19 protein-coding genes are annotated in these 25,383 nt (G+C 40.4%); 8 read left to right on the forward strand and 11 right to left on the reverse strand.

The genetic code is table 11. The features are described from left to right. Nucleotides 1-7: 7 nt before the first annotated feature. Complete coding sequence (locus KTI79_RS10395; protein WP_086376329.1) at nucleotides 8-2,191, reverse strand: carboxy terminal-processing peptidase; 2,184 nt, start codon at nucleotides 2,189-2,191, stop codon at nucleotides 8-10. A gap of 192 nt (nucleotides 2,192-2,383) precedes the next feature. On the opposite strand from KTI79_RS10395, the gene nagZ reads away from it, so the two are divergent. After that, the gene (gene nagZ, locus KTI79_RS10400; RefSeq protein ID WP_032054386.1) at nucleotides 2,384-3,403 is read left to right on the forward strand and encodes a beta-N-acetylhexosaminidase; all 1,020 of its coding nucleotides are present in this window, start codon (nucleotides 2,384-2,386) and stop codon (nucleotides 3,401-3,403) included. A 325-nt stretch (nucleotides 3,404-3,728) separates the two neighbouring features. Next, a complete protein-coding gene (locus tag KTI79_RS10405) occupies nucleotides 3,729-4,571 on the forward strand; it encodes a class I SAM-dependent methyltransferase (protein WP_032054385.1) in 843 nt (280 codons plus the stop codon). 56 nt (nucleotides 4,572-4,627) lie between these two features. Here the strand turns inward: KTI79_RS10405 and KTI79_RS10410 are convergent, their stop codons facing one another. Next, complete coding sequence (locus tag KTI79_RS10410; RefSeq protein ID WP_032054384.1) at nucleotides 4,628-5,941, reverse strand: alpha/beta fold hydrolase; 1,314 nt, start codon at nucleotides 5,939-5,941, stop codon at nucleotides 4,628-4,630. Nucleotides 5,942-6,240: 299 nt separating this feature from the next. Between KTI79_RS10410 and KTI79_RS10415 the strand changes: the two genes are divergently transcribed. Further along, complete coding sequence (locus KTI79_RS10415) at nucleotides 6,241-7,506, forward strand: glutamate-5-semialdehyde dehydrogenase (RefSeq protein ID WP_032054383.1); 1,266 nt, start codon at nucleotides 6,241-6,243, stop codon at nucleotides 7,504-7,506. Nucleotides 7,507-7,624: 118 nt separating this feature from the next. Here the strand turns inward: KTI79_RS10415 and KTI79_RS10420 are convergent, their stop codons facing one another. From KTI79_RS10420 to edd, 5 genes are all read right to left on the reverse strand, one after another. Then, complete coding sequence (locus KTI79_RS10420; protein WP_032054382.1) at nucleotides 7,625-9,253, reverse strand: NADP-dependent glyceraldehyde-3-phosphate dehydrogenase; 1,629 nt, start codon at nucleotides 9,251-9,253, stop codon at nucleotides 7,625-7,627. 168 nt (nucleotides 9,254-9,421) lie between these two features. Further along, on the reverse strand, nucleotides 9,422-9,934 hold the full coding sequence (locus KTI79_RS10425; protein ID WP_009390752.1) for a gluconokinase: 513 nt from the start codon (nucleotides 9,932-9,934) through the stop codon (nucleotides 9,422-9,424). 17 nt (nucleotides 9,935-9,951) lie between these two features. Then, nucleotides 9,952-11,310, reverse strand: a complete 1,359-nt coding sequence (locus KTI79_RS10430) for a GntP family permease (RefSeq protein ID WP_009390711.1) — start codon at nucleotides 11,308-11,310, stop codon at nucleotides 9,952-9,954. A gap of 185 nt (nucleotides 11,311-11,495) precedes the next feature. Next, entirely contained in the window at nucleotides 11,496-12,125 is a 630-nt protein-coding gene (gene eda / locus KTI79_RS10435; protein ID WP_032054381.1) for a bifunctional 4-hydroxy-2-oxoglutarate aldolase/2-dehydro-3-deoxy-phosphogluconate aldolase, read from the reverse strand. 20 nt (nucleotides 12,126-12,145) lie between these two features. Beyond that, entirely contained in the window at nucleotides 12,146-13,999 is a 1,854-nt protein-coding gene (gene edd / locus KTI79_RS10440; protein ID WP_032054380.1) for a phosphogluconate dehydratase, read from the reverse strand. 658 nt (nucleotides 14,000-14,657) lie between these two features. On the opposite strand from edd, the gene KTI79_RS10445 reads away from it, so the two are divergent. The 5 genes from KTI79_RS10445 (at nucleotide 14,658) to KTI79_RS10465 (ending at nucleotide 20,602) form a co-directional block, all read left to right on the forward strand. Beyond that, nucleotides 14,658-14,777: a hypothetical protein gene (locus KTI79_RS10445; protein WP_014208326.1), complete on the forward strand. Its 120-nt coding sequence runs from the start codon at nucleotides 14,658-14,660 to the stop codon at nucleotides 14,775-14,777. Beyond that, the gene (locus KTI79_RS10450; protein ID WP_005066132.1) at nucleotides 14,759-15,961 is read left to right on the forward strand and encodes an acetate/propionate family kinase; all 1,203 of its coding nucleotides are present in this window, start codon (nucleotides 14,759-14,761) and stop codon (nucleotides 15,959-15,961) included. Before KTI79_RS10445 ends, KTI79_RS10450 begins: the two co-directional genes overlap by 19 nt. Nucleotides 15,962-16,006: 45 nt before the next feature. Then, nucleotides 16,007-18,151, forward strand: a complete 2,145-nt coding sequence (gene pta, locus KTI79_RS10455) for a phosphate acetyltransferase (RefSeq protein WP_032054379.1) — start codon at nucleotides 16,007-16,009, stop codon at nucleotides 18,149-18,151. A 227-nt stretch (nucleotides 18,152-18,378) separates the two neighbouring features. Further along, the gene (locus KTI79_RS10460) at nucleotides 18,379-19,905 is read left to right on the forward strand and encodes a fumarate hydratase (protein WP_032054378.1); all 1,527 of its coding nucleotides are present in this window, start codon (nucleotides 18,379-18,381) and stop codon (nucleotides 19,903-19,905) included. A 142-nt stretch (nucleotides 19,906-20,047) separates the two neighbouring features. Then, nucleotides 20,048-20,602, forward strand: coding sequence for a DUF2059 domain-containing protein (locus KTI79_RS10465; protein ID WP_032054377.1), 555 nt, complete (start codon nucleotides 20,048-20,050; stop codon nucleotides 20,600-20,602). Nucleotides 20,603-20,626: 24 nt separating this feature from the next. Here KTI79_RS10465 and KTI79_RS10470 read toward each other — a convergent pair whose 3' ends face one another. The 4 genes from KTI79_RS10470 to tig form a co-directional block, all read right to left on the reverse strand. Then, nucleotides 20,627-21,343 carry a DUF2846 domain-containing protein gene (locus KTI79_RS10470; RefSeq protein ID WP_002115030.1) on the reverse strand — a complete coding sequence of 239 codons (717 nt, stop codon included), beginning with the start codon at nucleotides 21,341-21,343 and terminating at the stop codon, nucleotides 20,627-20,629. 152 nt (nucleotides 21,344-21,495) lie between these two features. Continuing rightward, nucleotides 21,496-22,809 (reverse strand): ATP-dependent Clp protease ATP-binding subunit ClpX, encoded by a 1,314-nt coding sequence (gene clpX / locus KTI79_RS10475; protein ID WP_002114726.1) that lies wholly within the window; start codon nucleotides 22,807-22,809, stop codon nucleotides 21,496-21,498. 105 nt (nucleotides 22,810-22,914) lie between these two features. Further along, complete coding sequence (clpP, locus tag KTI79_RS10480; protein ID WP_002114870.1) at nucleotides 22,915-23,520, reverse strand: ATP-dependent Clp endopeptidase proteolytic subunit ClpP; 606 nt, start codon at nucleotides 23,518-23,520, stop codon at nucleotides 22,915-22,917. A 193-nt stretch (nucleotides 23,521-23,713) separates the two neighbouring features. Next, a complete protein-coding gene (tig, locus tag KTI79_RS10485) occupies nucleotides 23,714-25,048 on the reverse strand; it encodes a trigger factor (RefSeq protein WP_032054375.1) in 1,335 nt (444 codons plus the stop codon). Between the last annotated feature and the right edge of the window lie 335 nt (nucleotides 25,049-25,383).

A 25,383-nucleotide genomic window follows, 5' to 3' on the forward strand; every position in this document is an offset into this window, starting at 1 on the left:
GCAACTCTTAGCGATTTTGCAATTTTGCATAATCCATCAGTACATTAGCAGCTTCAGTCACAAAAGTTTCTTCTTCTGGTAATGCAGGACGTTGTGATGCTTTCATTTTAGCGCGAGATTCAGCTAGAGCATCCAATGAAGCTTGATAGCTTTCCCAGTTTGCAAAAGGCTTTTGACCAGTTGCAGCACGGCGCTCATTCTCTGCATCTAAAGTTTGTTTTTCTAAGCCAAGTAATTCAGCACGGCGCTTATCAATATCAAGTACCACTTGTTTCTGATCACTCGTTACCTTAGCAATCGCAGTACGCTTATTTAGATATTTAAACTGAGCATCATTGGCAACACGTTGTTCAGAGAATTGAGACAATTTTGTCACATAAGGCTGAACAGAACCTTCTCGCTTAAATGGTGCAGTAGGAATTGTGTCCCACTTCAACGCATTCTTCGATTTACGCTCACCAAACTCTTCGTTATAGATATCGACGAGTTTAATATCTGGCACTACACCTTTATTCTGTGTACTACCACCCGTAATACGATAGAACTTACGCTGAGTTAAAGTCGCTTGACCATATGCAAGAGTATCAAGTTGTACCTGAGCTGTACCCTTACCAGTCGTTGTACTACCAATAATAATACCGCGCTCATAATCTTGAATTGCAGCAGAGTAAATCTCACTTGCTGAAGCAGATGCCAAGTTCACCAATACCGCGAGTGGACCTGTATAAATTTGCTGGCCGCCATCGTTATCTTCAAAGACGCTTACGTTGCCATTGCCATCACGAATTTGTACTACCGGGCCAGACTTAATCACCTGTCCCAACATGCGTGCAACTTCTTCTAATGAACCACCTGGGTCATTACGTAAGTCAATAATAATACCTTCTACTTTCTTCGCTTTTAGTGCTTCGAAAGCATTTGCAGTATCTTCAGAAACTGAACGGTATTGTTGACCCGCACGACGTGAACGATAGTCAAAATAGAATGATGGAATTTCAATTACACCCAACACATGCTTTTTACCATCACGTGTCACTTCAACGGTGCGTGAACGAACACCAGCATCTTCTTCTTGAATAACATCACGTACTAGGGTCACATTACGTGCCTGACTCATTGATGCACCAGCACCAAGAAGTTTTAATGTGACTTTTGTTCCGCGCTTACCACGAATAAGCCCAACAATTTCAGAACTTGTCCAGCCAATCACATCAACCATTTTCTCGCCTTCTTGGGCGACACCAATGATTCGATCTCCTGATTTCACTTGGCCAGACTTACTTGCAGGACCACCTTCTACAATGGTTTCAATCTTGGTGTAATCTTCGTTGCCACGTTCTGGACGAATCGACACACCAATACCTTCGAGTTGCAAAGTGGTTTGGCGATTAAGTTCGATCGCATCAATTGGCGGGTAATAGTTACTATGTGGATCATAAGTCGCCAACATTGCATTTAATGTTTTGTCCAAGACGTCATCGCTTTTCACACGACTAATTCTTTCAAGCTGACGCGTATAACGTTTAGTTAACGTTTGAGCTGGCGTTAAATCCTCTGGGCCAGTTAAGTCTTGACCATCAGCAAGTGAAGGATTCTCTTTAAGCGCTTTTTGTTTCGCCTGCTCTTCTTCACGGCTAATGGTTAAGTTGATTAACTGTGAAACCAACATTTTGCGCCAATGATTTTGTTGCTCAGCAGTCGTTTTAAAATACGGTGCTTTTTCACGATCAACTTCAATATAGCTATTAGGCTGCTTTAAATTTTGCTGTTGTTTTAACTCAGCTAACATGAACTCATAAAACTGTTTTAAACGTTCACGATATTGCTGATGAATGGCAAACGGTCCAGTCAAATTCCCCGCTTTTAATGAAGCACCAAAATTTGAACCATATAGTTTTTTATAATTTTGAACTTCAGCGTCTAAAAATAGTGAGTGATCTGGATCAAGACTATCTAAATACATATCAAGAATACGATTTGATGTCGTCGCATCCAGACGCATATTTAAATAATGTTGGCGATCAACTAAAGTTGCCAGCTGGCGAGCTACCAAAGCTTGTTCTTGCGTTGGCTGGATTGATTGAGAAACCACAGCAGTATTGGTTGCTGCTCTCGCTTCATTCATCGTATGAGTGAAGAATAAACCGCCAGTCGCGATCGCTACTGCACAAGCTATAGTTTGAAGTTTCATAAATTTTTAATACTTCCTTGGGTGTTCCTATCTTACACGCTCTGTTTTCGATATGAACTAAGCAGATTCAAAATCTTAACCAACTAAATTGTTTATACCGTGTAGTTTTATCATATTCTGTACTGACAAAATGTAGCAAAACATTGCAAAATTCGCTTATTGTTTTTCAATCAAAATTCAAATGGAACCAATATGATTGGCGCATTGATGCTGGACATCGCCGGCACAGAACTTACTCAAGAAGATATTGAACTATTACGCGCTCCGCAAGTCGGTGGCATGATTTTATTTGCACGAAATATTGAATCTCCACAACAAGTCCGTGCATTAACGGACCACATGCGTCAAATTCGTCCAGATATTTTAATTGCTGTCGACCAAGAAGGTGGGCGAGTTCAGCGCCTAAGATCAGGTTTTACCTTATTACCGGCCATGGGTCGTTTCGGTGAACTCTATATTACTCAACCTCAAAAAGCACTTGAACTAGCTGAACAGTGCGGCTGGCTCATGGCAACTGAAGTCTTGGCTGTAGGTATCGATTTTAGTTTTGCACCCGTTTTAGACCTCAATGCAATTAGCGATGTGATCGGTGACCGTGGTTTCTCTAAAAATATTGAGGATATCGCACCACTTGCTGGCGCATTTATGCAAGGCATGAAAAAAGCTGGAATGGCAAACACGGGCAAACACTTCCCGGGCCACGGTTCCGTAAAAGCCGACTCTCATGTTGCAGCTGCAATCGATAGCCGTAGCTATGACGAAATTTACAACCATGACATGCAAAGCTTTATTAAACTTATGCCTCAGCTTGATGCACTCATGCCTGCACATGTGATTTATGATCAGATCGATCCAAATCCAGCAGGTTTTTCACCTTTCTGGATTCAAGAAGTTCTACGCAACCGTTTGAAGTTTGATGGTGTACTTTTCTCTGATGACTTAAGCATGCAAGCTGCATGTGTAGCAGGTGGCGCAGATGCACGTATTCAAGCTGCTTTAACTGCTGGTTGTGATATGGGACTGGTGTGTAATGACCGTAGTGCGGCATGTACAGCACTTGAAGGTATTGCAAACTTAGAGCTACCAAATCAAGAACGTTTAGAACGCATGCGTGGTCAAATTCCACAAATTCAGATTGGTGAAACCTTATCGCTTGACGACGAGTGGCAAGCTGTCAAAACAGCCATTGAAGAGTTTAAAAATTCGATTTAAGTTAGTAAAAATTTTAATTGGCTACAAAAACCTATTCACTATCTGATACGCGGTTAAGTCATACGCAACCTGCTCATCTGCTGAAGGATATTGATTGCTTCAATATATTTGATAGATGCAGAAAGTGAACAGGTTTTGCGTATGACAATGGTTTTGGTTACTTTTCCCGAAAGAAAAGTAACTCCAACTGAAAGTTCATCCCAGAATGCCAACCTAATTGACAGGACTCCGTCATGCAGATTCATTCACTATCAATGCATTAGAACCTCTTCATTGTTATTAATAATGAAGATCACACAAAAACAATAAATCGAGCTCAGGACGAATGACACAACAACTTTCAAAACACCGCCACATCTCTTTTACAGCCCACTATACGGGTTATATCTGGTATCAAATGGGAATCTCTCATGAAGCACTTGCCACAACCAAAGGCAAATCATTGGCATATTTAGTTCACCCGATAGAATCATGGGCAGAGAAATATGTGGGCGGTAGCATGCGCACTACGCTCAAACAACGCCATACTATGCTTGATCATCATTTAGAACAACTCATTCAAGAAAATCCTGATTTACAAGTTCTAGAAATAGCATGTGGCCTGTCTCCACGTGGCTGGTGGTTTAGACAACGTTACCCTTCTATTACCTATCGGGAGCTTGATTTACCCGACATGGCACAAACCAAACAAAATGCATTACAACAAATTGAAAAAAATGCGCCCGAAATTTTATCAGTTGATTTATTTACCGAAGCTTTTGCACAAGCATTTGAAGTATTTGACCCAAACCGCCCGCTAGTTGTGATTAGTGAAGGTTTAATTAATTACTTTGATAAAGATTTATTAAAACAGCTGATTCAATCAATTGCACACTATGGTTCGTCTTTTAAAAATTTTCATTATTTAACTGACCTATACCCTGAACCAGTTAAAAACAAACTTGCGAGTATTATTTGGAATAGCAGTAAGTTACTTAAACTCATGTCTCGCAGTTCATTTAGTTTTCATTTCAAAAGTCCACAAGAGGTTAAGGACTTTTTTAAAAACACGGAGTTTCAGCAAGTTACTATTGAACAGCCACAAATATTCTTTGGGCAAATTTCTCAAGATAGCCATGAAGAGCATTTAGGCGATTTAGTCTGGACTATTCACGCGCAAATAAAATAACAAATATAAAAAATGGAAGCTCGAAATAAACGAGCTTCCATCTATAACGATCATGATTAAACTGCTTGTTTTTGACGAGCAATAAAACGGCTTAAACGATCAGCAAGTTCAAAACTACCATGTTTAAATAAAGCTCGAATACCTTGAACTGTACTTTCAAAAATTAAGCATTCAATTGCAAAAGTGCCTTCTTCATCTTCTAAATGTAGTGCCAAGTCACGCGGATGGTCGTTCACAAACTCAAGCTGCGAAACATTATCCATTTTTAAATACATACCGAAGAAAGTGACATCGACAATTGTTACAGGTACCTCTACATCAAACTCTCGGTGATTAAGTTGAGTTTTTGGCTGCAAGACCCGAACTCGCTCCTCACCACGGCGTTCCATGTTTTGCATTTGTTCACGTGTCATAGGAATAATACCATCCAAATTTTGGATAGATTCACCCTTCAAGAATGAAGTGAACAAACTCATAGTTTCTTTACGACGCTGGAGCTGTGGCACATGATCGGCATTCGCAATCAGTGCAAATTCCATATCTGGACATTGCAACGCAAAGTTCGCATTTTCATGAGGCAAAGTAAAACTGTCGTATTGCCCTGCTGCAACCAACGTTTTGCACTCTGGAATAGGTACATCTGTTAAACGCAAAAGACGATTACAGTTAATTTCATAACGTTCTCGCTCAGTACCCGTAAATTCGGCCATTTGTCTAAAAAATAATTTTTTAGCGGTTGGTGACATACGTGTTTTATCTAATTTGGCATGATTCACCAAATATAAAATTACCGCTTGCCCAAACTCTTCCATGCGGTTTTCTTGCATGAGTTTGAGTGACTCTTCCAAAATCATTCGCCAACTTTTACGAGTCTTTTGCATAACACCCATTAAGATCATACGATCCATCAAATCTGGGCGGTGATGAGCAAAACAAGAGGCAATGACTGACCCCAAGGACATTCCCATGACAGAAACTTTTTGTATTCCAACGATATCTAACCAACGTCCTAACATTTCAGATAAATCAGGCAGTTCTAAAGTACCCGCAGATATTCCTGTATCTCGATTGGTAATTTGCTGATTTGCGCCCATCGAAGGTAAATCGATTAAAATGACCGGACCGCTTTCAAACAATTGTTCAACACAATATTTATAAGAATTAAAATTCTGGAAAGCACCGCCCACAATCACAATTGGCGTATTGTGAATCGTTTTTGGATCGGCAATTGCCATATATTCAATTTTCCAGCCGTCGATCCATGTTGTACGAGCAGGTTGTTTAAAACTATCTCTATGGTAGATATCGAAAAAGCCAAAACCGGCATAAGCTTGGTTGATCTCCGAATCCATTTGAATAATGGAATTCATATCCTTGCTTCCTCCTTGCTGTAATTTTTTTATGCTGCAAGAGTTCCTTCTTGAACACGTAATCTTTTATGCACAAATCTTTAAAATTTGTATTTGTTTGTATTGCACAATAACATTCTAAACAATTGTCTGAAATATACGCAATCGCTGAATTGACCGCTCATCCTGTTTAAGCCGCTAATAGTTTGCAAAATATTTAAATGTTTTTTTATAGCGGTCACATTTTTGAAAAAAAGCCATTCATTGTTCCGCATTTGACTGCTACTATCGTAGTCATTGGTAAATGATTAAAAAATGCTATGCAAGATTCAATTGAACAATATATGCAAAAAGTTGGGCAACAAGCACGCGAGGCTTCTCGTGTCCTCACAAGTGCTTCTACCTCACTAAAAAATCATGCGCTCTCTGCTATTTATACTGCTTTAGAAAATAATCAGGCAGCTATTTTGGCAGCGAATCAAATCGACATGGATAAAGGTCGTAGCAACCAGCTCGACAGCGCCCTGCTTGATCGTCTTGAGCTTACACCTGCACGTATTAAAGGCATGTTGCAAGGTTTAAAGGACGTGATTGCACTTGTCGATCCTATTGGGGAAATTACTGATCTTGCATACCGCCCCACAGGCATTCAAATTGGAAAAATGCGTGTGCCTTTAGGTGTCGTTGGTATGATTTACGAATCACGTCCAAACGTTACCCTTGAAGCTGCATCTTTAGCGATTAAATCTGGTAATGCCATTATTTTACGTGGTGGTTCAGAGGCACTTGAGTCAAATAAAGCAATCGCTGAAGCTATTAAACATGGCTTAAAAGTTGCTGGTTTACCTGAACATTCAGTACAAGTCATTGAAACCACTGACCGTGCAGCTGTTGGTCATCTTATTACCATGGCTGAATATGTTGATGTTATTGTTCCACGTGGTGGTAAAAGCTTAATTGAGCGCGTAACCAATGAAGCTCGTATTCCTGTCATTAAACATCTTGATGGTAACTGCCATGTATTTGTTGAAGCACAGGCAGACTTGCAAAAAGCATTACCAATTACTTTAAATGCCAAAACACATCGTTATGGCGTTTGTAATGCGATGGAAACTTTGCTCGTTGATGAAAAAATTGCAGATATTTTCTTACCGCACATTGCTGAACTTTATGCTGAAAAACAAGTTGAGTTACGTGGCTGTCCAGAAACACGCCGTATTTTGGGTGCCTCTGTAAAACCTGCAACAGAAGAAGATTGGTACACCGAATATTTAGGGCCAATTCTTGCAGTTAAAGTGGTGAGCGGGATTGATGAAGCAATTGACCATATCAACAAATATGGTTCACATCACACTGATGCAATTGTGACTGAAAACTACACTTTAGCTCGTCAGTTCTTGGCTCGTGTAGATTCAAGCTCAGTCGTAATTAATGCATCAACTCGTTTTGCTGATGGTTTCGAATATGGCTTAGGCGCTGAAATTGGTATCTCCACCGATAAAATCCATGCCCGCGGTCCTGTTGGCTTAGAAGGCTTAACTTCTCAAAAATGGATTGTGTTGGGCGACGGTCAAATTCGTCAATAATTAAATCTATTAGTTCAAATAAAAAACGCCTGATCAATATCAGGCGTTTTTTATTATTCAAGTTATAAGTAATTATAAAAAAACCAGCCCGCAGGCTGGCTTTTTATTCGTATATTTATTAGAAAATAAAGTCCGTATTCACAAATTTAGAATAGTGCTCAGATACCATAGAGGCCAACATGCCCTTACTGTCATCTGTCTGTTTAGCAGCAATCATTGAACGGATTGAGAATGCACGAAGCGCATCATGCACAGACAGTGTACCTTCCGCAGAATCTTTACGACCACCGAACGGGAATACATCAGGGCCACGCTGACATTGACAATTGATATTCACACGACAAACCTGATGGACCAACGGATCAACTAAATGACCAATTTGCTCAGGGTCGCTACCAAAAATACTCACCTGCTGCCCATGATCAGAAGTAGTGACATATTCCAACACAGTTTCGATGTCATCATAAATAGAGACTGGTATCACAGGACCGAACTGTTCTTCACGATACAGCCTCATTCCCTCAGTCACTGGATAAACTACAGCTGGATAGAACATCGTTTTGCAGAATTCACCGCCTTCCGGATTAACTACTTTTGCCCCCTTAACCACAGCATCTTCAATAACTTCAGTCATGTAGGTCGTACGGTGCATACCTGGTAACGGAGTAATAAACACACCTTTTTCCCAAGGCATCCCTACTTTAAGTTTGGCCAGTTCAGCCGTTAAGCGGTTAACAAATTCATCAGCTATTGAGCGATGTACCATCAACATTTTGAGTGCGGTACAACGCTGACCATTAAACGATAATGCACCCAATAGACACTCTTTCACTGTCAGATCCAAATCGGCATCCGGCAAAATAATAGCTGCATTCTTCGCATCCAACCCCAAAATTGCACGCAGACGGTGAGATTTAGGATGTTGCTTCTTCAAGTGATCAGCTACTTTACTAGAACCAATCAGTGCCAGTACATTAATTTGCCCAGATGCCAGTAAATGAGGTACTACCAGAGAACCTGGTGCATAAATGGTATTGATCACACCTTTTGGAAATGAATCACGGAACGCTTCTAGTAACGGTTCAAACAACAAGGTCCCAAATTGAGGTGGTTTAAAAATGATGGTATTACCCATTAGCATGGCTGGGATCAGAGTCGCAAAGGTTTCATTCAGTGGGTAGTTGTATGGTCCCATACACAACACGACACCTAGTGGAGTACGACGGATTTGACCAATCGTACCTTCAGCAATTACAAAGCGGGAGTTGGCATTATCCAAATCCTTCAGGGCATCAATCGTTTGACGCATGTAGGTAATCGTACGGTCAAATTCTTTTTCTGAATCCGCCAAGCTTTTACCAATTTCCCACATGATCAGCTTAATAATTAGATCTCGCTGCTCCACCATGCGCTGAATAAAATTTTGCATACAGGCAATGCGCTCACCAACCTTCATCATTGGCCATTCGCCACGACCATTATTGTAAGCCCTTACCGCTGCTTCTAATGCTTCATCGCTTTCTTTTTCACCCATGACTGGATAACTACCAAGCTCAACTTGCTGTAGGCTACCGTCAGGCTGCTGAATCCAGATTGGAGATAATGTTTTCTTGGTTGCACCAGCCCATAGCTTTAATTCACCATCCACTAGTGAGACACGCTGATGAATTTGGGAGGGCAGACACACACTTTCAGGAATACTGTCCACTACTGGGAATTTAAGTTGTAGATTATTTAACTGATTCATTCTTCTTAATACCTTATTATTCGTATGTCTTTTATATATTCCCCGAACTCGCCACTGTAATCAGGTTTTATTCGGGTCAATATCACTATTATTATCCGTACTCACCTTGCTTGAACCGTAAACCACAAGGTGAATATCTTAAAGCGTTGATAACCTTTCTAGATGAAGTTACCCCCGACACACGCTATCAGTCACCCCTAGCTTCTGGATAACTTGTTCAATGATCTGTTCTGGTGTGAGAGCAATATCAATAGCAATTGCTTCATTCACATCAGGTTCCTCTAATGTGTCTAACTGTGTTTGTAGCAACGCTGGGTCAAAAAAATGACCTGATCTTTCTGCAAGTCGTTGCTGTAATAACTCATAAGAACCTTTTAAGTAGACAAACTTAACATTCTGGTCCTGCCCTCTTAAAATATCGCGATACATCCGCTTTAAAGACGAGCATGTAAATACAGCTGTTTCACCATCTCTCTGTTTGGTTTCAATGACCTGACGAATTGCTTGTAACCATGGCAAGCGGTCTTCATCAGTTAAGGGAATGCCTTGACTCATCTTACTTTTATTTGCAGCTGAATGAAGCGTATCGCCATCAAGAAACTCACAAGCCAAACGCTCTGATAACAATTCACCAATTAGGGTTTTACCTGTTCCACAGACACCCATTGCAATCACAATCATGGATTACTCACCTTTAATTATAAAATAGTGCTAAGCAGTAGCGTGAAAGATAAACCCAACACCGAAATGATCGTTTCTAATACTGACCAAGTCTTGAGTGTCTGCCCTACTGTCATACCAAAATATTCTTTGATTAACCAGAATCCTGCGTCATTTACATGTGAGAAAACTAATGAACCTGAACCTGTGGCAAGTACCAAAAGTTCTGGTCTAACCGCGACACCTGCCGTGGCTGCAATTGGAGCAACAATGCCACAAGCAGTAGCCATAGCGACTGTTGCCGAACCTGTCGCCAAACGAATCAATGCTGCAACAAACCAACCCAATAATAACGGCGACAAATTTGCCTTTAAGGCTGTAGAGACGATTTCATTAGAAATACCACTGTCACGTAAAATGCCGCCAAAACCACCGCCAGCCCCTACAATCAACATGATTCCGGCAATAGAAGCTAAACATCCGCCACAGAACTTTTCAATCTGTTCACGATTAAAGCCCTGCATTGTACCAAAGGTAATAAAGCTGACCAGTACGGCAATGAGCAATGCAATATCAGAAGTACCAATGAAACGTAGTAAATCGTTAGCGAAAGTTTTTGGTGCAAAGAATAGATCAGCCCAACTTCCAATCAACATTAATACGACAGGCAACATAATCGTAAATAAGGTAATTCCAAAGCTTGGTAACTCACGAGTTTCTTTCTTATCTGCCTCAACAAATTGCTTAAACAATGGATTGTTCTCAGGCAATTTGACATATTTATTGATCCAAAGTGCATACAATGGACCTGCCACAATGGCAGTTGGGATACCCACCAACAAACTGTAAGCAATCGTTTTACCGATATCAGCATGATAAGCCTGTACCGCAAGTAAGGCTGCCGGATGTGGGGGAATTAAGCCATGCACAACCGACAAACCAGCAACCATCGGCAAGCCAACAACCAGTAAGGATTTGCCTGTTCGCTTCGCAATGTTGAATGCAATTGGAATGAGTAGAACGAAACCTACTTCGAAAAATACGGGAAGCCCAACAATAAGGGCAATAAACATCATGGCCCAGTGAATATTTTTCTCACCAAACCACTTAATTAAAGTAATTGCTATTCGCTCTGCGCCACCCGACTCAGCCATCATTTTGCCGAGCATCGTACCTAGTGCGATTACAATCGCGAGGTGGCCTAGGGTTTTACCAGTACCAGCTTCATATGACTTAACAATATCGCCCATTGGCATGCCAACAGCTAAAGCTAAACCAAGTGAAACAATAATAAGAACCAGAAATGGATAAATTCTAAACTTCGCGATCATGACCACTAAAGCAATAATCGCGATTACAGTGTAGATCAGTAACATGCCACCCTGAACCGTCTCCATGGGACACTTCTCCTTGGAATAATTATTTAGGCACACAGCCTAAATAAAGGTCTTCAACCACAGTAATTCCTACTGTTAAGACATTAAATTTTTATATTTAGGTGTGACCAGCACAAACTGGTCACATCAATACAGCCTTTAAAGCACATAAAATGCACTTCATTTTTTATAAATATCGACTACATCTACGGTGCTCTCAACTGACTCGCAATTTGTGCCAAGCGAGTAATTTCAGCCCAGTCTTGTGCAGCTACAGTAGCTTTAGGTGTTAACCATGAACCACCTACACAAACCACGTTAGGTTGCTTTAAGAAATCCGGTGCTGACTCTGCAGTAATTCCACCAGTCGGACAAAAGCGTAAGTTTGGAAATGGACCATAAAATGCTTTTAGCATCTCAACGCCACCTGCTTGTTGAGCTGGGAAGAACTTTACAATGTCATAACCTAATTCAATTGCCTGAATCAGGTCACTTGGTGTCATCACACCAGGCAATAGAGGTAAGCCAGCATCTTGGGCAGCCAAATGTAAATCTTTAGTTAAACCAGGAGATACCCCAAATTGAGCACCTGCTTTTTTAGCTTGAGCACAGTGTTCTGGCTTAGTAATCGTACCTACACCCACCACAATGTCATCAGCTAATTGACTAGCACGCTCAATAGCAGTAAGACCAGCAGCGGTACGCAATGTAATCTCAAGAACTTTCACGCCACCTGCATGTAAAGCACGTGATACATTCTCACCTTGCTCAGCAGAATCAAATGCCAATACAGGAATAACTGGGCCTAATTTGACAATATCTTCAATTTTAATCATTATTTTTCAGTTCCTTTGATTCAAATCTGCTCTGGTGAATTTTCACCAACCAATGCACCAAATACAGATGCTCCATGTTCAGCTGGCGCAGCAGCAGCACGGAAAACACCAAATAATTCACGGCCAAAGCCAACTTCGTTTTCTGCCTGATGTTCTGGCTGAGCAACAGGACGCGACTGCCAAGTCTGTTCATCTATTTCAACATCGAGTACGCCAGCCTCAGCATCAATGATTAACATATCGCCTGTTTGCACTTTAGCAATCGGCCCATTTAGTAAGGCCTCTGGAGATAAATGAATCACCGCAGGAACTTTACCTGAAGCACCAGACATACGCCCATCAGTGACTAAAGCAACGTGGAAACCTTGATCTTGTAAAACACCCAACACAGGAGTTAAACGATGCAATTCAGGCATACCGTTAGCACGCGCACCTTGGAAACGAACAACTGCAATAAAGTCTCGATGTAATTCACCACGATCAAATGCAGCTTGCACTGCTTCTTGAGAATCAAACACAATTGCTGGAGCTTTAACTTTACGGTGTTCTGGCGCAACAGCAGAAATCTTGATCACACCACGGCCAAGGCGACCTTGCATTAAACGCAAGCCACCATCTGGTTGAAACGGCGCATCAATGCTACGTAGAACTTTGTCATCAAGGCTTTGAACCACACCGTCAACCCAAGTGAGCTTACCGTCAATCAGTTTTGGTTCTTTGGTGTAATGCTGCAAACCTTTACCAGCTACTGTCGTTACATCGTTATGCAACAGACCAGCTTCAAGTAAGTTACGAATGAGGAAAGCGACCCCACCCGCAGCTTGGAAATGGTTTACATCAGCCTTACCATTTGGATAGATTTTTGCGAGTAATGGAACAACAGCCGATAACTCATCGAAGTCATCCCAGTCAATCAAGATACCAGCAGCGCGAGCAATCGCAATCAAATGCAAAGTATGGTTGGTTGAACCACCGGTAGCGAGTAACGCCACAATGCCGTTTATAATGGCTTTTTCATCAATCACATGACCAATCGGCGTGTAGTTTCCACGCTCAACTGTTAAATCAAGTACACGAATCGCAGCTTCTGCAGTAAGTGCATCACGTAATGGTGTGTGGGGATGAACAAATGCGGCACTTGGCAAATGTAAGCCCATAACTTCCATCAGCATCTGGTTACTGTTGGCTGTACCGTAAAAAGTACAAGTCCCTTGTCCGTGATAAGCAGCTGACTCAGCTTCTAGCAAAGCATCTCGGCCAACCTGACCCGTTGCAAATTGCTGACGAATTTTAGCTTTCTCATCGTTAGATAGACCACTGGTCATTGGGCCAGCTGGCACAAAAATAGTAGGTAAATAGCCAAACTGCAAAGCACCAATGAGCAAGCCCGGCACAATCTTGTCGCAAACACCAAGACATAAAGCTGCGTCAAACATGTTATGAGACAATGCAATCGCTGTACTCATCGCAATGGTTTCACGAGAGAACAAAGATAGTTCCATGCCAGCATTACCTTGGGTAATACCGTCACACATCGCAGGTACACCACCTGCAAACTGCGCTACTCCCCCATTTTCGCGAGCGGCATTTTTAATTAAATCTGGAAATGTTTTATACGGTGCGTGAGCCGACAGCATTTCGTTGTATGAAGATACGATGCCAATATTTGGTTCACGGCCTACTTTAATAATTAATTTTTCATTATCGTCCATACTGGCAAAACCATGAGCCAGATTGGCACATGAAAGTGCTCCACGAGCAGGAAATTTGCCTTGTGCATGTTCGATACGTTGTAAATATGCAGAACGAGTTTTTTGACTACGTGCGATTACACGCTCGGTCACTTTTGCCAATACTGGATTCGGCAAGTCCATGCTGGACGCTCCTGTACAACCGGATAAGCCGGAACATAAAAATAGACCAAATGATATATTTCATCATCATTTGATAAGGGGAAGGAACAATATTATTAAGGCAAAAAGCGACATGCAAGCCCTAGTCAATTTTACGGTAATACCCGAGCATGGTTATTAAATACAAATTATGTTTAATTTTTAAACAAGAAACTGGTTTTATTTTTGACTATATTTACTGATATATTAGCCCCTAATAACTATGAGAAAATTCTCATAATATCAAAGCAATAAAATATTCTTATAAATGTATTGATACCGGCTTTTTTATACTAAGTTTTATATTAAAAATGTTTATGATTTATATATTTTAACCTATATATAAACGATTAAAATTTAATTTCATTTACGTATATTATTTGTAATACTCCCCTATAGTTTGATTAAAATAACAGCACTTCTTTTTTCTTAAAAAATTTATACCAAATATTTGAAAAATACATTAAATAGAAATTTACCTTTCATAAATATATACAAAAAACTCGTTTCTACATGTATAAAAAACAAGGAATACAGTGGTTAAGCTTTATACTGGACAAATGTTAGTTACAAATAATTTGATGGTCGATAGTGCTTAAGTCTAATGGGCTAAAGTCTATCTTGGACAGAAAAACAACACATGTTAAAACATGACAACCCGTTCAATCTGTATCGAAAAATAATACATCTTGAACAGGAAGTTAGGAAAACTATTTTAAATCAGGACTTGGGTATTTCAACGTGGCTACATCAGTATTAGTTATCAATTGCGGCTCTTCATCTATTAAATACGCACTGGTTTCAGAGCGTCGTGAAGATCGTATTTACGGTTTAGCAGAAAACTTGGGGGCAGCTGATGCTCGTATTAAGGGAATTACTGTAGGTGGTGAACCACTTGAACTTTCAATCCCTTATGCTGACCATGCCAAAGCTTTAGAAACTTTACTTGCACGTCTTGCCAACTACAAACCGCAAGCAATTGGACATCGTGTTGTACACGGTGGTAGTTTAACCAAAGCAGAATTACTCACTCCTGAAATTATTGAACGTATTCGTGCTGCGACACCTTTAGCCCCACTTCATAACCCAGCTCATTTAATTGGTATTGACGCAACCGTACGTCTATTTCCTGAATTACCTCAAGTTGCCGTATTCGACACTGCATTCCACCAAACCATGCCACCGCATGCATACCGTTATGCAATTCCTAAGTTTTTATATACTGACCACAATGTCCGCCGTTATGGCTTCCATGGTACAAGCCACGCCTATGTGTCTGACAAAGCGAGTGAGCTGGCAGGTAACCTGAAAAAAGGTGGATGGTTAACAGCGCATCTAGGAAATGGCAGTTCAACTTGCGCAGTGTGGAATGGACAAAGTGTTGATACCTCTATGGGTCTCACTCCACTTGAAGGCGTAGTGATGGGAACGCGTAGTGGTGACGTTGATCCAAGCTTACATAGCTTCCTTGCAAAAAACCTCGGTTGGGACTTAGCAAAAATTGATAAAGTTTTAAATAACGAAAGTGGCTTACTAGGCTTATCTCAACTGTCTAACGACATGCGTACAGTGATTGAAGCTGCCGAAAATGGCAACGAAGATGCTAGTCTTGCAATTGAAGTGTTTAGTTATCGCCTTGCAAAATCACTTGCTGCATTAAGCTGTGGCTTACCGACTTTGGACGGTCTAATCTTCACAGGCGGTATTGGTGAGAACTCAGCTTATATTCGTGAAAAAACCTTAGCGTATTTACCTCATTTTGGTTTGCAGCTTGATAAAGATCAAAACAACAACCTAAAACGTGGCACTGAAGGCCGAATCGACAATGGAACAGGACCTCAAATTTGGGTCATTCCTACAGATGAAGAAGGCCGTATTGCCAAAGAAACTCGTCAAGTTGTTGAAGCAGCAGAAAATACAGCATCTGTAGCAAGCCTTGCTTAATTAGAGCTTAGCGAAAACTCGATATTCGTTTATTTATAGGTTTATATGAATACAATTTTATTGATTCCTACAGGTGAAGGGGTTGGCTTAACCTCTGCCTGCTTAGGCATGATTTACGCACTTGATTGTAACGGGATTAAAGCAGGCTTTTTAAAACCATTTTCTCAAGAAGACCAAGAGCATCTTGACCGAACCACTTCATTATTTGGTCATTTATTTCAAAATAAAACTGTTCAATCTATTTCGCATGAAAAATTAACTCAGCTTATTGCCGCTGGGGAAGTAGATGAATTACTTGAAGAAGCTGTTAGCCTTCATCGTAGTGTTGCAGCAGACCATGATGTCATTATTGTGGAAGGCTTATTACCTAACGGACAAGACCACTTCGCCAGTGAACTTAACGCAAGTCTTGCACAAGCGCTTGATGCAGAAGTCGTGCTGGTCAGCACAGCAGATATTCAAAACCCGAAAAAAGCAGCAGAAAAAGTAGATGCTCATTTACGTCAGTTTGGCGGTGCAACATCAAATCGTACTGCTGGCGTACTGTTTATGCGTACCCGTGGATTAACCGAAGAAACAGCTCAAATTCCTGTTGCGTTTGATCCATCGTTACGACCGACTGAAGAAATCGCAAAATTTACGACTGAACTGCAAAAATATAATCGTTATTTTGGTTCTAGTGATTTACCGATTATTGGGCTGGTTCCATTTAGTAACACGCTAAGCGTACCTAGAACACTTGATATTGCAAATGTCATTGATGGGCAATGGGTACATCAAGGTGAAGCTAAAACACGTCGTATTTTGCATTCGAGTTTAATTGCTTCAAGCATTGAATACGAACTGAATAAGTTTATTGCAGGCGAATTAATTATTAGCGCATCTGAGCGTACTGACGTTTTACTTGCAAGTAGTTTAGCAACCAGTAATGGTATTCCTCTGGCTGGTTTGGTACTTACCGAAAGAGAAGCACCAGCACCAGAACTTTTAGAGTTTTGCCAAAGTGCAATTAAACAAGGTTTGCCGATTTTACATACCCGTTTAAACACGCTTGAAACTGCTCAGCGTTTATCTAATTTTGGTAATGAAATTCCAACAGATGATACTGAACGTGCTGAGCAAGTGACTCGATTTGTTTCAAGTCATATTGATGTTGAATGGCTTAAGCAGCACAGCAACAATGCCGCTACCCCTCGCCTGTCGCCATCGGCTTTCCGTCATGAACTCGTGCAAAAATCGATTGCAGCGAAAAAACGGATTGTGCTACCTGAAGGTGATGAACCGCGCACCATTCAAGCTGCGGCAATTTGTCAGGCACGTGGTATTGCTGACTGTATTTTGTTAGCTAAACCAGATGCTGTGCACGATGTTGCAAAAGCACGCGGTATTGAATTACCTGCTGAATTGGCAATTGTCGACCCTGATAGTATTCGTGATCAATACGTTGCACCAATGGTTGAGCTACGTAAAGGCAAACTCAACGAGCTGCAAGCGAAAGAACAGCTTCAAGATACCGTAGTGCTTGGCACCATGATGTTAGCCTTAGATCAAGTCGACGGTTTAGTTTCTGGTGCGGTACACACCACTGCAAATACGGTTCGCCCAGCATTTCAGCTCATCAAAACAGCCCCTGATTATTCACTGGTTTCATCAATATTCTTTATGCTTTTACCAGATGAAGTTTATGTATATGGCGACTGTGCGATTAACCCAGACCCGACAGCAGAACAACTTGCTGAAATTGCAATTCAGTCTGCTGACTCAGCGAAAGCATTTGGAATTGACCCACGTATTGCCATGATCAGTTACTCAACTGGTACTTCTGGGACAGGTGCAGATGTTGAAAAAGTACAGCAAGCAACTCAAATTGCTCAGCAGCGTCGTCCTGATTTACTCATTGATGGTCCACTTCAATACGACGCAGCTTCAGTTGAAAGTGTGGGACGTCAAAAGGCACCAGACTCACGCGTTGCTGGCCGTGCCAATGTATTTATTTTCCCAGACTTAAATACAGGTAATACGACCTATAAAGCAGTACAGCGTGCTGCAAATGTTGTGAGCGTTGGACCAATGCTGCAAGGCCTCAACAAACCAGTCAATGACTTATCTCGTGGAGCATTGGTAGATGACATCGTCTTTACCATTGCATTAACAGCAATTCAGGCAGAACAGCAAGCCGCTGCCAAATAATTAATAAATTCACCTTTACTACCTCTCGCCATTTGATATCCGCTCAAATGGCTTTTTTTATTTTAGTCATTCAAAAATAAATAATTTTCCGATTTCTCTCTTTTAAATCACATCAATATGTTCTTATGCGACTTTCGGTCAAAAGATCAACCAATCTCCCACAACACTGTCTTTTTGTCATATAATTTAGCCCGCTAGCTAACAGCCCGCTCAAGAGATTTTCTGGTATGACAACGATTATCAAACAAGATGACTTGATTACATCGATCAAGGACGCCCTACAGTTTATTTCGTACTATCACCCGCAAGACTTTATCCAAGCGATGAGCCGTGCTTATGATCGCGAAGAAAACAAAGCCGCAAAGGATGCAATTGCACAGATTCTAATTAACTCTCGCATGTGTGCGGAAGGTCATCGTCCAATTTGCCAAGATACTGGTATTGTTAACGTTTTCCTTGAAGTGGGCTTAGATGTTAAATTTGACTTAACAATGAGCTTAGACGATGCGGTAAACGAAGGTGTTCGCCAAGGTTACCTTGAAAACAGCAACGTTCTTCGTGCATCTGTACTTGCCGACCCTGCATTTGGTCGTAAAAATACAAAAGATAATACCCCTGCTGTAATTCACTACAAACTCGTTCCGGGTAATAAAGTAGATATTACTGTTGCTGCTAAAGGTGGCGGTTCAGAAAACAAATCTAAACTTGCAATGCTTAACCCATCTGACTCGATTGTTGACTGGGTACTTAAAACTGTTCCAACTATGGGTGCAGGCTGGTGTCCTCCAGGTATGCTCGGTATTGGTATTGGTGGTACTGCTGAAAAAGCCATGATGCTTGCTAAAGAAGCACTCATGGAAGAAATCAATATGGACGAATTACTTCGCCGTGGACCAGAGAACAAAATCGAAGAGCTTCGTATCGAAATCTTTGAAAAAGTAAACGCACTTGGTATTGGTGCACAAGGTCTTGGTGGTTTAACGACTGTTCTTGATATTAAGATTAAAGATTACCCATGTCACGCTGCTGGTAAACCAGTTGGTATGATTCCTAACTGTGCTGCTACTCGTCATGCTCACTTCCAGCTTGATGGTACAGGTGTAGCTCATATTCAAGCACCAAAACTTGAAGACTACCCATCTGTAACTTGGGACTCTTCACAGTCTAAACGCGTAAACCTTGATACCATTACTCAAGAAGAAATGGATTCTTGGAAACCAGGTGACACATTACTCCTTAGCGGAACAATGTACACAGGTCGTGATGCTGCGCACAAACGTATGGTTGAAATGATCGACAATGGTGAAGAATTACCAGTTGATCTTAAAGGTAAGTTTATTTACTACGTTGGCCCTGTTGATCCAGTGGGTGATGAAGTCGTTGGTCCTGCTGGCCCTACAACTGCAACACGTATGGATAAATTCACACGTAAAGTATTAGAACATACTGGCCTATTCGGTATGATCGGTAAAGCTGACCGTGGTCCTACAGCAATTGAAGCAATCAAAGACAACAAAGCAACTTACTTAATGGCAGTTGGTGGTGCGGCTTACCTCGTATCTAAAGCTGTTCGTAAAGCTGAAGTTGTTGCGTTTGCAGACTTAGGTATGGAAGCAATCTACAAATTCGTAGTTGAAGATATGCCAGTTTCTGTTGCAGTTGATGTAAACGGTACTTCAATTCACGCAGTAGCTCCAAAAATCTGGCAAGCGAAAATTGGAAAAATTCCAGTAGTCGATGCAGCAACTGGCTAATCAAGAAAAGCACCGAATTCGGTGCTTTTTTTATACATTCTTTTTTTATTTTAAAATCTGAAAAGAATTGTAACAATTACTTCGTTAATCTGTGCTATTAATGAAAGCACCCTCTTGCCAAATATTGAATATAGGTCATTTCATGACTATTCGCCCTATTCTTAAAAATCTCTCAATCAGCCTCTGCCTAAGCTGTATTACCACAAGCTTATTTGCCTCTCCTGCCAAATTAAGTTCAGTTAAAGAACTCATGCAAATGAGCCAAATTGATTATCTGCTTAAAGAATCAATTAATGAATTAACGCCTTACTATGATCAACAGGCAGAACAGATCGTTAGTAATATCACAGGTATCAAAACTTTAGGTTCAAAAGAAAAAGAGGCCGCGAAGAAGTTAGGTTCTCTCCTAAAAGATTCGAGCAATCAGCTGATTAGTAACCCCAAAACAGCTCAAGCCTTACAGGATATTTATCTTAAGACTTATACTGAAGAGGAAATTCAGGCTAATCTGAAATTTTTAAAAACCCCAGAAGGCCAATCAATTACGCGCAAGAACGTACAGATTATGGGACAAATTTCAGAATATATGATGGAGTTGGGACAGCAAACATTTAATGACCCTAAAGCACGAGATCATATGCAAGAAGAGATGCTTAAAATTCTTGCACCGTTGATGAAAGATAAAGAAAAGTCTTAACTTTTCTTTATCTTTTGCAGCTCATTACCAAGTTAAAGGATTCCATAATTTAAATGGTTTAATCAGATGTACATCTGATTTTTCATCATATTTAGCTGGCTTTAATTCTTGTGGTTTATGACGGATCTTTCCTGAAGCATCTTCAGCCACAAAGTTGTAGCTAGAAGATTTAAGCTCGGTAAATGCTATCTCTCTACGTCCAATATTGTCTTGCATTAACATAAATGGACCAGTATGTTCACTTCGGTCCATTTTATTTTCTTCATCATATTTCAAATAATAAGACGTTCCCGCCTCAACAGTGATATCAATATATTTTGGTTCTTGAAAATGGATACCAAGTAAAGGGCGACTCGCAGAAAGGCGATACGTTCCTGCTGGTAACTCAATCCAGTAATAATGATTATGTAATAGACTCGGGATACGCTTACCATTCACAAAAAGATTAATCGCTGCAATTTCCTGACGATTCCATTTCGTGTCGGGTCGATATAGATAAACTACAGCAGCCTGTTCATTTTGTGGTTTGATTGGAGCAAAAGTCTGACCCAATTTTTGGTTGACCCACCCTCCCACAGTAAAACCGCCTAAATGATATTGATCTAATAAACCTGGTTCTTTTTCAACATCAACTTTAGGTAGAGTCGCAGTCAATTCACTCGGATTTTTTTCTAAATGAGATGAACTTTGACAGCCCACAAATAGTCCGGCACAGCACAAAGATACGATTAAATAACGCATGGCATCCCTCAAAGCGTTTTGTTTTTGATTTATTTTTTACACCGCAAAACTATGCGTATTTTGTATTTTTAAGATTAACACTACCCATATAAATTGAAAACAAAAAAAGCATGAATCACTAACGCGATTCATGCTTTTTAGATGAATGAAATCTATGCAGACTTCGAATCAATAACCTTTAAATCTGCCTTAGCAACACTTTCATGCGTTGCAGCTTCTTTAGGTTGGCGCTCAGCCTGATAAACAGGTTCTGCTTCACCATTAATGACTGCTTCATTAATAATGACTGTTCCAACATCTGTACGACTTGGTAAATCATACATAGTTTCAAGCAGTACGTTTTCCATAATAGAACGTAGACCACGCGCGCCCGTATTACGTTCAAGCGCTTTTTTAGCAACAGCACGCAATGCAGAATCTTCAAAGATCAGATCAACATTTTCCATAGTGAAAAGATATTGATACTGGCGTGTTAATGCATTTTTTGGCTCAGTCAAAATTTGCATTAAAGCTTCTTCGTCTAGCTCTTCAAGTGTAGCAATCACTGGTAAACGACCAATGAATTCTGGAATTAAACCAAATTTCACTAAGTCAGTTGGCTCAACCTGACGGAACAATTCAGCAAGCTTTTTGGTTTCATCTTTGTTTTTAACGTCAGCTGTAAAACCAATACCGCCTTTCTCTTGACGCTGTTGTACAATTTTTTCCAAACCAGAAAATGCACCACCACAAATAAATAAGATATTTGAGGTGTCAATTTGGATAAACTCTTGCTGCGGATGCTTACGACCACCTTGAGGCGGAATCGAAGCAACTGTACCTTCAATCATTTTTAATAATGCTTGTTGTACACCTTCACCAGACACATCACGCGTAATTGATGGATTTTCAGATTTACGAGTAATCTTGTCAATCTCGTCAATATAGATAATGCCCTTCTGAGCCTTCTCTACATCGTAGTCTGCTTTTTGCAAAAGCTTTTGCACAATATTTTCAACATCCTCACCCACATAACCAGCTTCGGTTAATGTTGTTGCATCTGCCATTGCAAATGGAACATCTAAAAGGCGAGCCAATGTTTGCGCAAGTAAAGTTTTACCCGAACCTGTAGGTCCAATCAGTAGAATATTACTTTTAGCAATTTCTACTTCTTTAGACACATGGCCATTATGACCCACTTTCAAGCGTTTATAATGGTTATAAACCGCAACAGATAACGTCTTTTTGGCAAGATCTTGACCAATCACATATTGATCAAGCGCAGCACGTATTTCATGTGGTTTTGGCAATGCCTTACTCGCCCAGTCCCCTGCTTCAACCTGTTGGCTGGTTTGTACAAGGTCTAAGCAGACATCCACACATTCATTACAAATATATGCGTCCTCACCCGCAATCAGTTTCCCGACTTCAGACTGCGTTTTACCGCAAAATGAACAATGTTTTTGTCCTTGAGGATGTTCGGACATATTCACTCCACAAATAGAATCTTAAATATTAGGGCAAGATGCACTGCATAAATAACTAAATGGAGATCTTTTTCAACATCTCAAGTTATTTATATAAGAAGGTCCTTATGGACGCTTACTTAACACCTGATCAACCAGACCATATTCTTTAGCAGCTTGGGCTGTCATAAAGTTATCACGGTCAGTATCACGAGCTACGGTTTCATAGTCTTGACCACTGTGCTCTGCCATTAAGCGGTTCAAACGTTCTTTAATAAAGAGAATTTCACGCGCATGGATTTCGATATCCGATGCTTGACCACGGAAACCACCCAATGGTTGATGAATCATGACACGGGCATTTTCTAAACAATAGCGTTTGCCTTTAGCACCCGCATTTAATAAGAATGCACCCATTGAAGCAGCTTGACCCATACAATATGTCACGACATCAGGTTTAATAAACTGCATCGTGTCATAAATAGCCATGCCTGCTGTCACCGAACCACCTGGAGAGTTGATATAAAGGTGGATGTCTTTATCAGGATTTTCAGCTTCTAAAAACAACATTTGGGCAACGATCAGATTTGCCATATTGTCTTCAACTTCACCTGTCAGAAAAATGACGCGCTCACGTAAAAGTCGTGAATAAATATCAAAAGAACGTTCGCCGCGAGAAGATTGTTCAACCACAACAGGAACTAAAGCATTTTCAATTGTTGGAACATACATACGTTATTTATTCCTAAATTTTTTGTGACTTAACCTATGGCAACAATATGCGGGATAATTTCTCAAATTGCAAAAGGTTCGCACTGAAATATTATATTATTTATACCTAAGTACTTAATACCGCACTCAAATTGACCACTTAAAGAAAAACAAAAAAGGCGCCCGAGGCGCCTTTTTCTGACTTCTTAAAAGATTAGCCCATACGGCGAGCTTGTTGTTCTTTCAATAAGTCGTCGTAAGATACAGCTTTGTCAGTCACTTTAGCACCAGCTAAGATGTGATCAACAACTTGATCTTCTAATACAACTGCTTCGATTTGAGCACGTTGTTGAGCATCATTTTTGAAGTATTCAATCACTTCAGTTGGATCTTCGTAAGAAGAAGCCATGTCGTCAATGTAAGCATCAACGCGAGCTTGGTCAACTTCAAGTTTAGCATCAGCTAAAACTTTGCTTACCAACACGCCAAGCTTAACAGAACGCTCTGCTTGTTCTTTGAACAATTCGTCAGGAAGCATGCTCTTGTCGAAAGATTGCGCACCTGCACCACCAAATTGTTGAGTGAACTGTTGAACCATTTGTTGACGTTGACGGTCAATTTCTTGAGCAACCATTGCAGTTGGAACTTCAACTTCGTTCGCAGCAACAAGAGCATCAAAAGCAGCTTGTTTAACTTGGTTACGTAAACCATTGCGAACTTCACGTTCCATATTCTTACGAACGTCAGCTTTTAACTTCTCAATGCCTTCTTCTTCAGTTACACCGAAGATTTTTAAGAATTCAGCATCAATTTCTGGAAGTTTAGATTTTTCAACTTGCTTCACAGTGATTTTGAACTGAGCTGCTTTACCAGCTAAGTTTTCAGCTTGGTAATCTTCAGGGAAAGTAACGTCAATTACTTTCTCTTCACCAGCTTTCATGCCAATGATGCCATCTTCGAAGCCAGGGATCATACGACCTGAACCTAACACAAGTTTAAAGTCTTCAGCAGAACCGCCTTCAAACTTCTCACCATCGATAGTGCCTTCGAAGTCAAAAGTCACTTGCATGTCTTTTTTCGCCATGCCCTTGGTTACAGCCCAAGTTTGACGTTGTTTTTGCAAGTTTTCGATCATAGCGTCAACGTCAGCGTCTTTGATTTCAGCTGATTTACGTTCAACTTCTAAAGTATCGAATGCTTGTACAACAACTTCTGGATAAACTTCTACAGTTGCTTCAAAAACTAAAGCGTCTTCTTTATGTTCAACTTTCTCAATGTTCGGCATACCTACCGCATTGATTTTTTCTTGTTGAATTGCTTCAAAAACGCTATCACGAATGATGTCATTCACAACTTCTTGATAAATGCTTGCACCGTATTCGCGACGAACAACGTTTTCAGGTACTTTACCTGGACGGAAGCCGTTGATCTTCACAGTTTTGGCAGTGCGCTTCAAACGAGCTTCAAATTGCTCGTTAATACGGCTCGTCGGTACAGACACATTTAAACGACGGGCAACGCCCGAAACCGCTTCAGTCGTTACTTGCATGGCTTCCTCGATAAAAATTAGTTAGTAGGAACAGTTTTTAAAAAAGTGCTGTATTATATGACAACTTTCCAGATATACAAAATTAACCGATCAGTTCCTATAAGTGAATGCTATTTTTCCAAGAAATTTCACAGTAATTTTATGATTCTTTAAATATTTTTCATAAAGCCTTAAGTAAAACTAATTTTTTAGCTATTCTTTATAAATCTAAAATTACAATTAAATTTTGATTTTAATCGCTTTAACAAACAATGACTAATAATCAGTAGATTAGCTACATAAAAGTACAATTCACCATTTAATTATTCATTTTTACTTCATAATTCAATTGGCAA

This window comes from Acinetobacter sp. WU_MDCI_Abxd143, assembly GCF_025514195.1.
Lineage (GTDB): Bacteria > Pseudomonadota > Gammaproteobacteria > Pseudomonadales > Moraxellaceae > Acinetobacter > Acinetobacter pittii_H.

What these genes read in the sequence shown, in the direction of transcription:
- KTI79_RS10465 (WP_032054377.1), top strand. Translation starts at nt 20,048, where the DNA reads ATGACTATTCGCCCTATTCTTAAAAATCTCTCAATCAGCCTCTGCCTA.
- KTI79_RS10445 (WP_014208326.1), top strand. Translation starts at nt 14,658, where the DNA reads ATGTTAAAACATGACAACCCGTTCAATCTGTATCGAAAAATAATACAT.
- eda (WP_032054381.1), bottom strand. Translation starts at nt 12,125, where the DNA reads ATGATTAAAATTGAAGATATTGTCAAATTAGGCCCAGTTATTCCTGTA.
- KTI79_RS10425 (WP_009390752.1), bottom strand. Translation starts at nt 9,934, where the DNA reads ATGATTGTGATTGCAATGGGTGTCTGTGGAACAGGTAAAACCCTAATT.
- KTI79_RS10415 (WP_032054383.1), top strand. Translation starts at nt 6,241, where the DNA reads ATGCAAGATTCAATTGAACAATATATGCAAAAAGTTGGGCAACAAGCA.
- KTI79_RS10470 (WP_002115030.1), bottom strand. Translation starts at nt 21,343, where the DNA reads ATGCGTTATTTAATCGTATCTTTGTGCTGTGCCGGACTATTTGTGGGC.
- KTI79_RS10395 (WP_086376329.1), bottom strand. Translation starts at nt 2,191, where the DNA reads ATGAAACTTCAAACTATAGCTTGTGCAGTAGCGATCGCGACTGGCGGT.
- KTI79_RS10410 (WP_032054384.1), bottom strand. Translation starts at nt 5,941, where the DNA reads ATGAATTCCATTATTCAAATGGATTCGGAGATCAACCAAGCTTATGCC.
- KTI79_RS10430 (WP_009390711.1), bottom strand. Translation starts at nt 11,310, where the DNA reads ATGGAGACGGTTCAGGGTGGCATGTTACTGATCTACACTGTAATCGCG.
- pta (WP_032054379.1), top strand. Translation starts at nt 16,007, where the DNA reads ATGAATACAATTTTATTGATTCCTACAGGTGAAGGGGTTGGCTTAACC.
- clpX (WP_002114726.1), bottom strand. Translation starts at nt 22,809, where the DNA reads ATGTCCGAACATCCTCAAGGACAAAAACATTGTTCATTTTGCGGTAAA.
- KTI79_RS10405 (WP_032054385.1), top strand. Translation starts at nt 3,729, where the DNA reads ATGACACAACAACTTTCAAAACACCGCCACATCTCTTTTACAGCCCAC.
- clpP (WP_002114870.1), bottom strand. Translation starts at nt 23,520, where the DNA reads ATGTATGTTCCAACAATTGAAAATGCTTTAGTTCCTGTTGTGGTTGAA.
- tig (WP_032054375.1), bottom strand. Translation starts at nt 25,048, where the DNA reads ATGCAAGTAACGACTGAAGCGGTTTCGGGCGTTGCCCGTCGTTTAAAT.
- nagZ (WP_032054386.1), top strand. Translation starts at nt 2,384, where the DNA reads ATGATTGGCGCATTGATGCTGGACATCGCCGGCACAGAACTTACTCAA.
- KTI79_RS10460 (WP_032054378.1), top strand. Translation starts at nt 18,379, where the DNA reads ATGACAACGATTATCAAACAAGATGACTTGATTACATCGATCAAGGAC.
- KTI79_RS10420 (WP_032054382.1), bottom strand. Translation starts at nt 9,253, where the DNA reads ATGAATCAGTTAAATAATCTACAACTTAAATTCCCAGTAGTGGACAGT.
- edd (WP_032054380.1), bottom strand. Translation starts at nt 13,999, where the DNA reads ATGGACTTGCCGAATCCAGTATTGGCAAAAGTGACCGAGCGTGTAATC.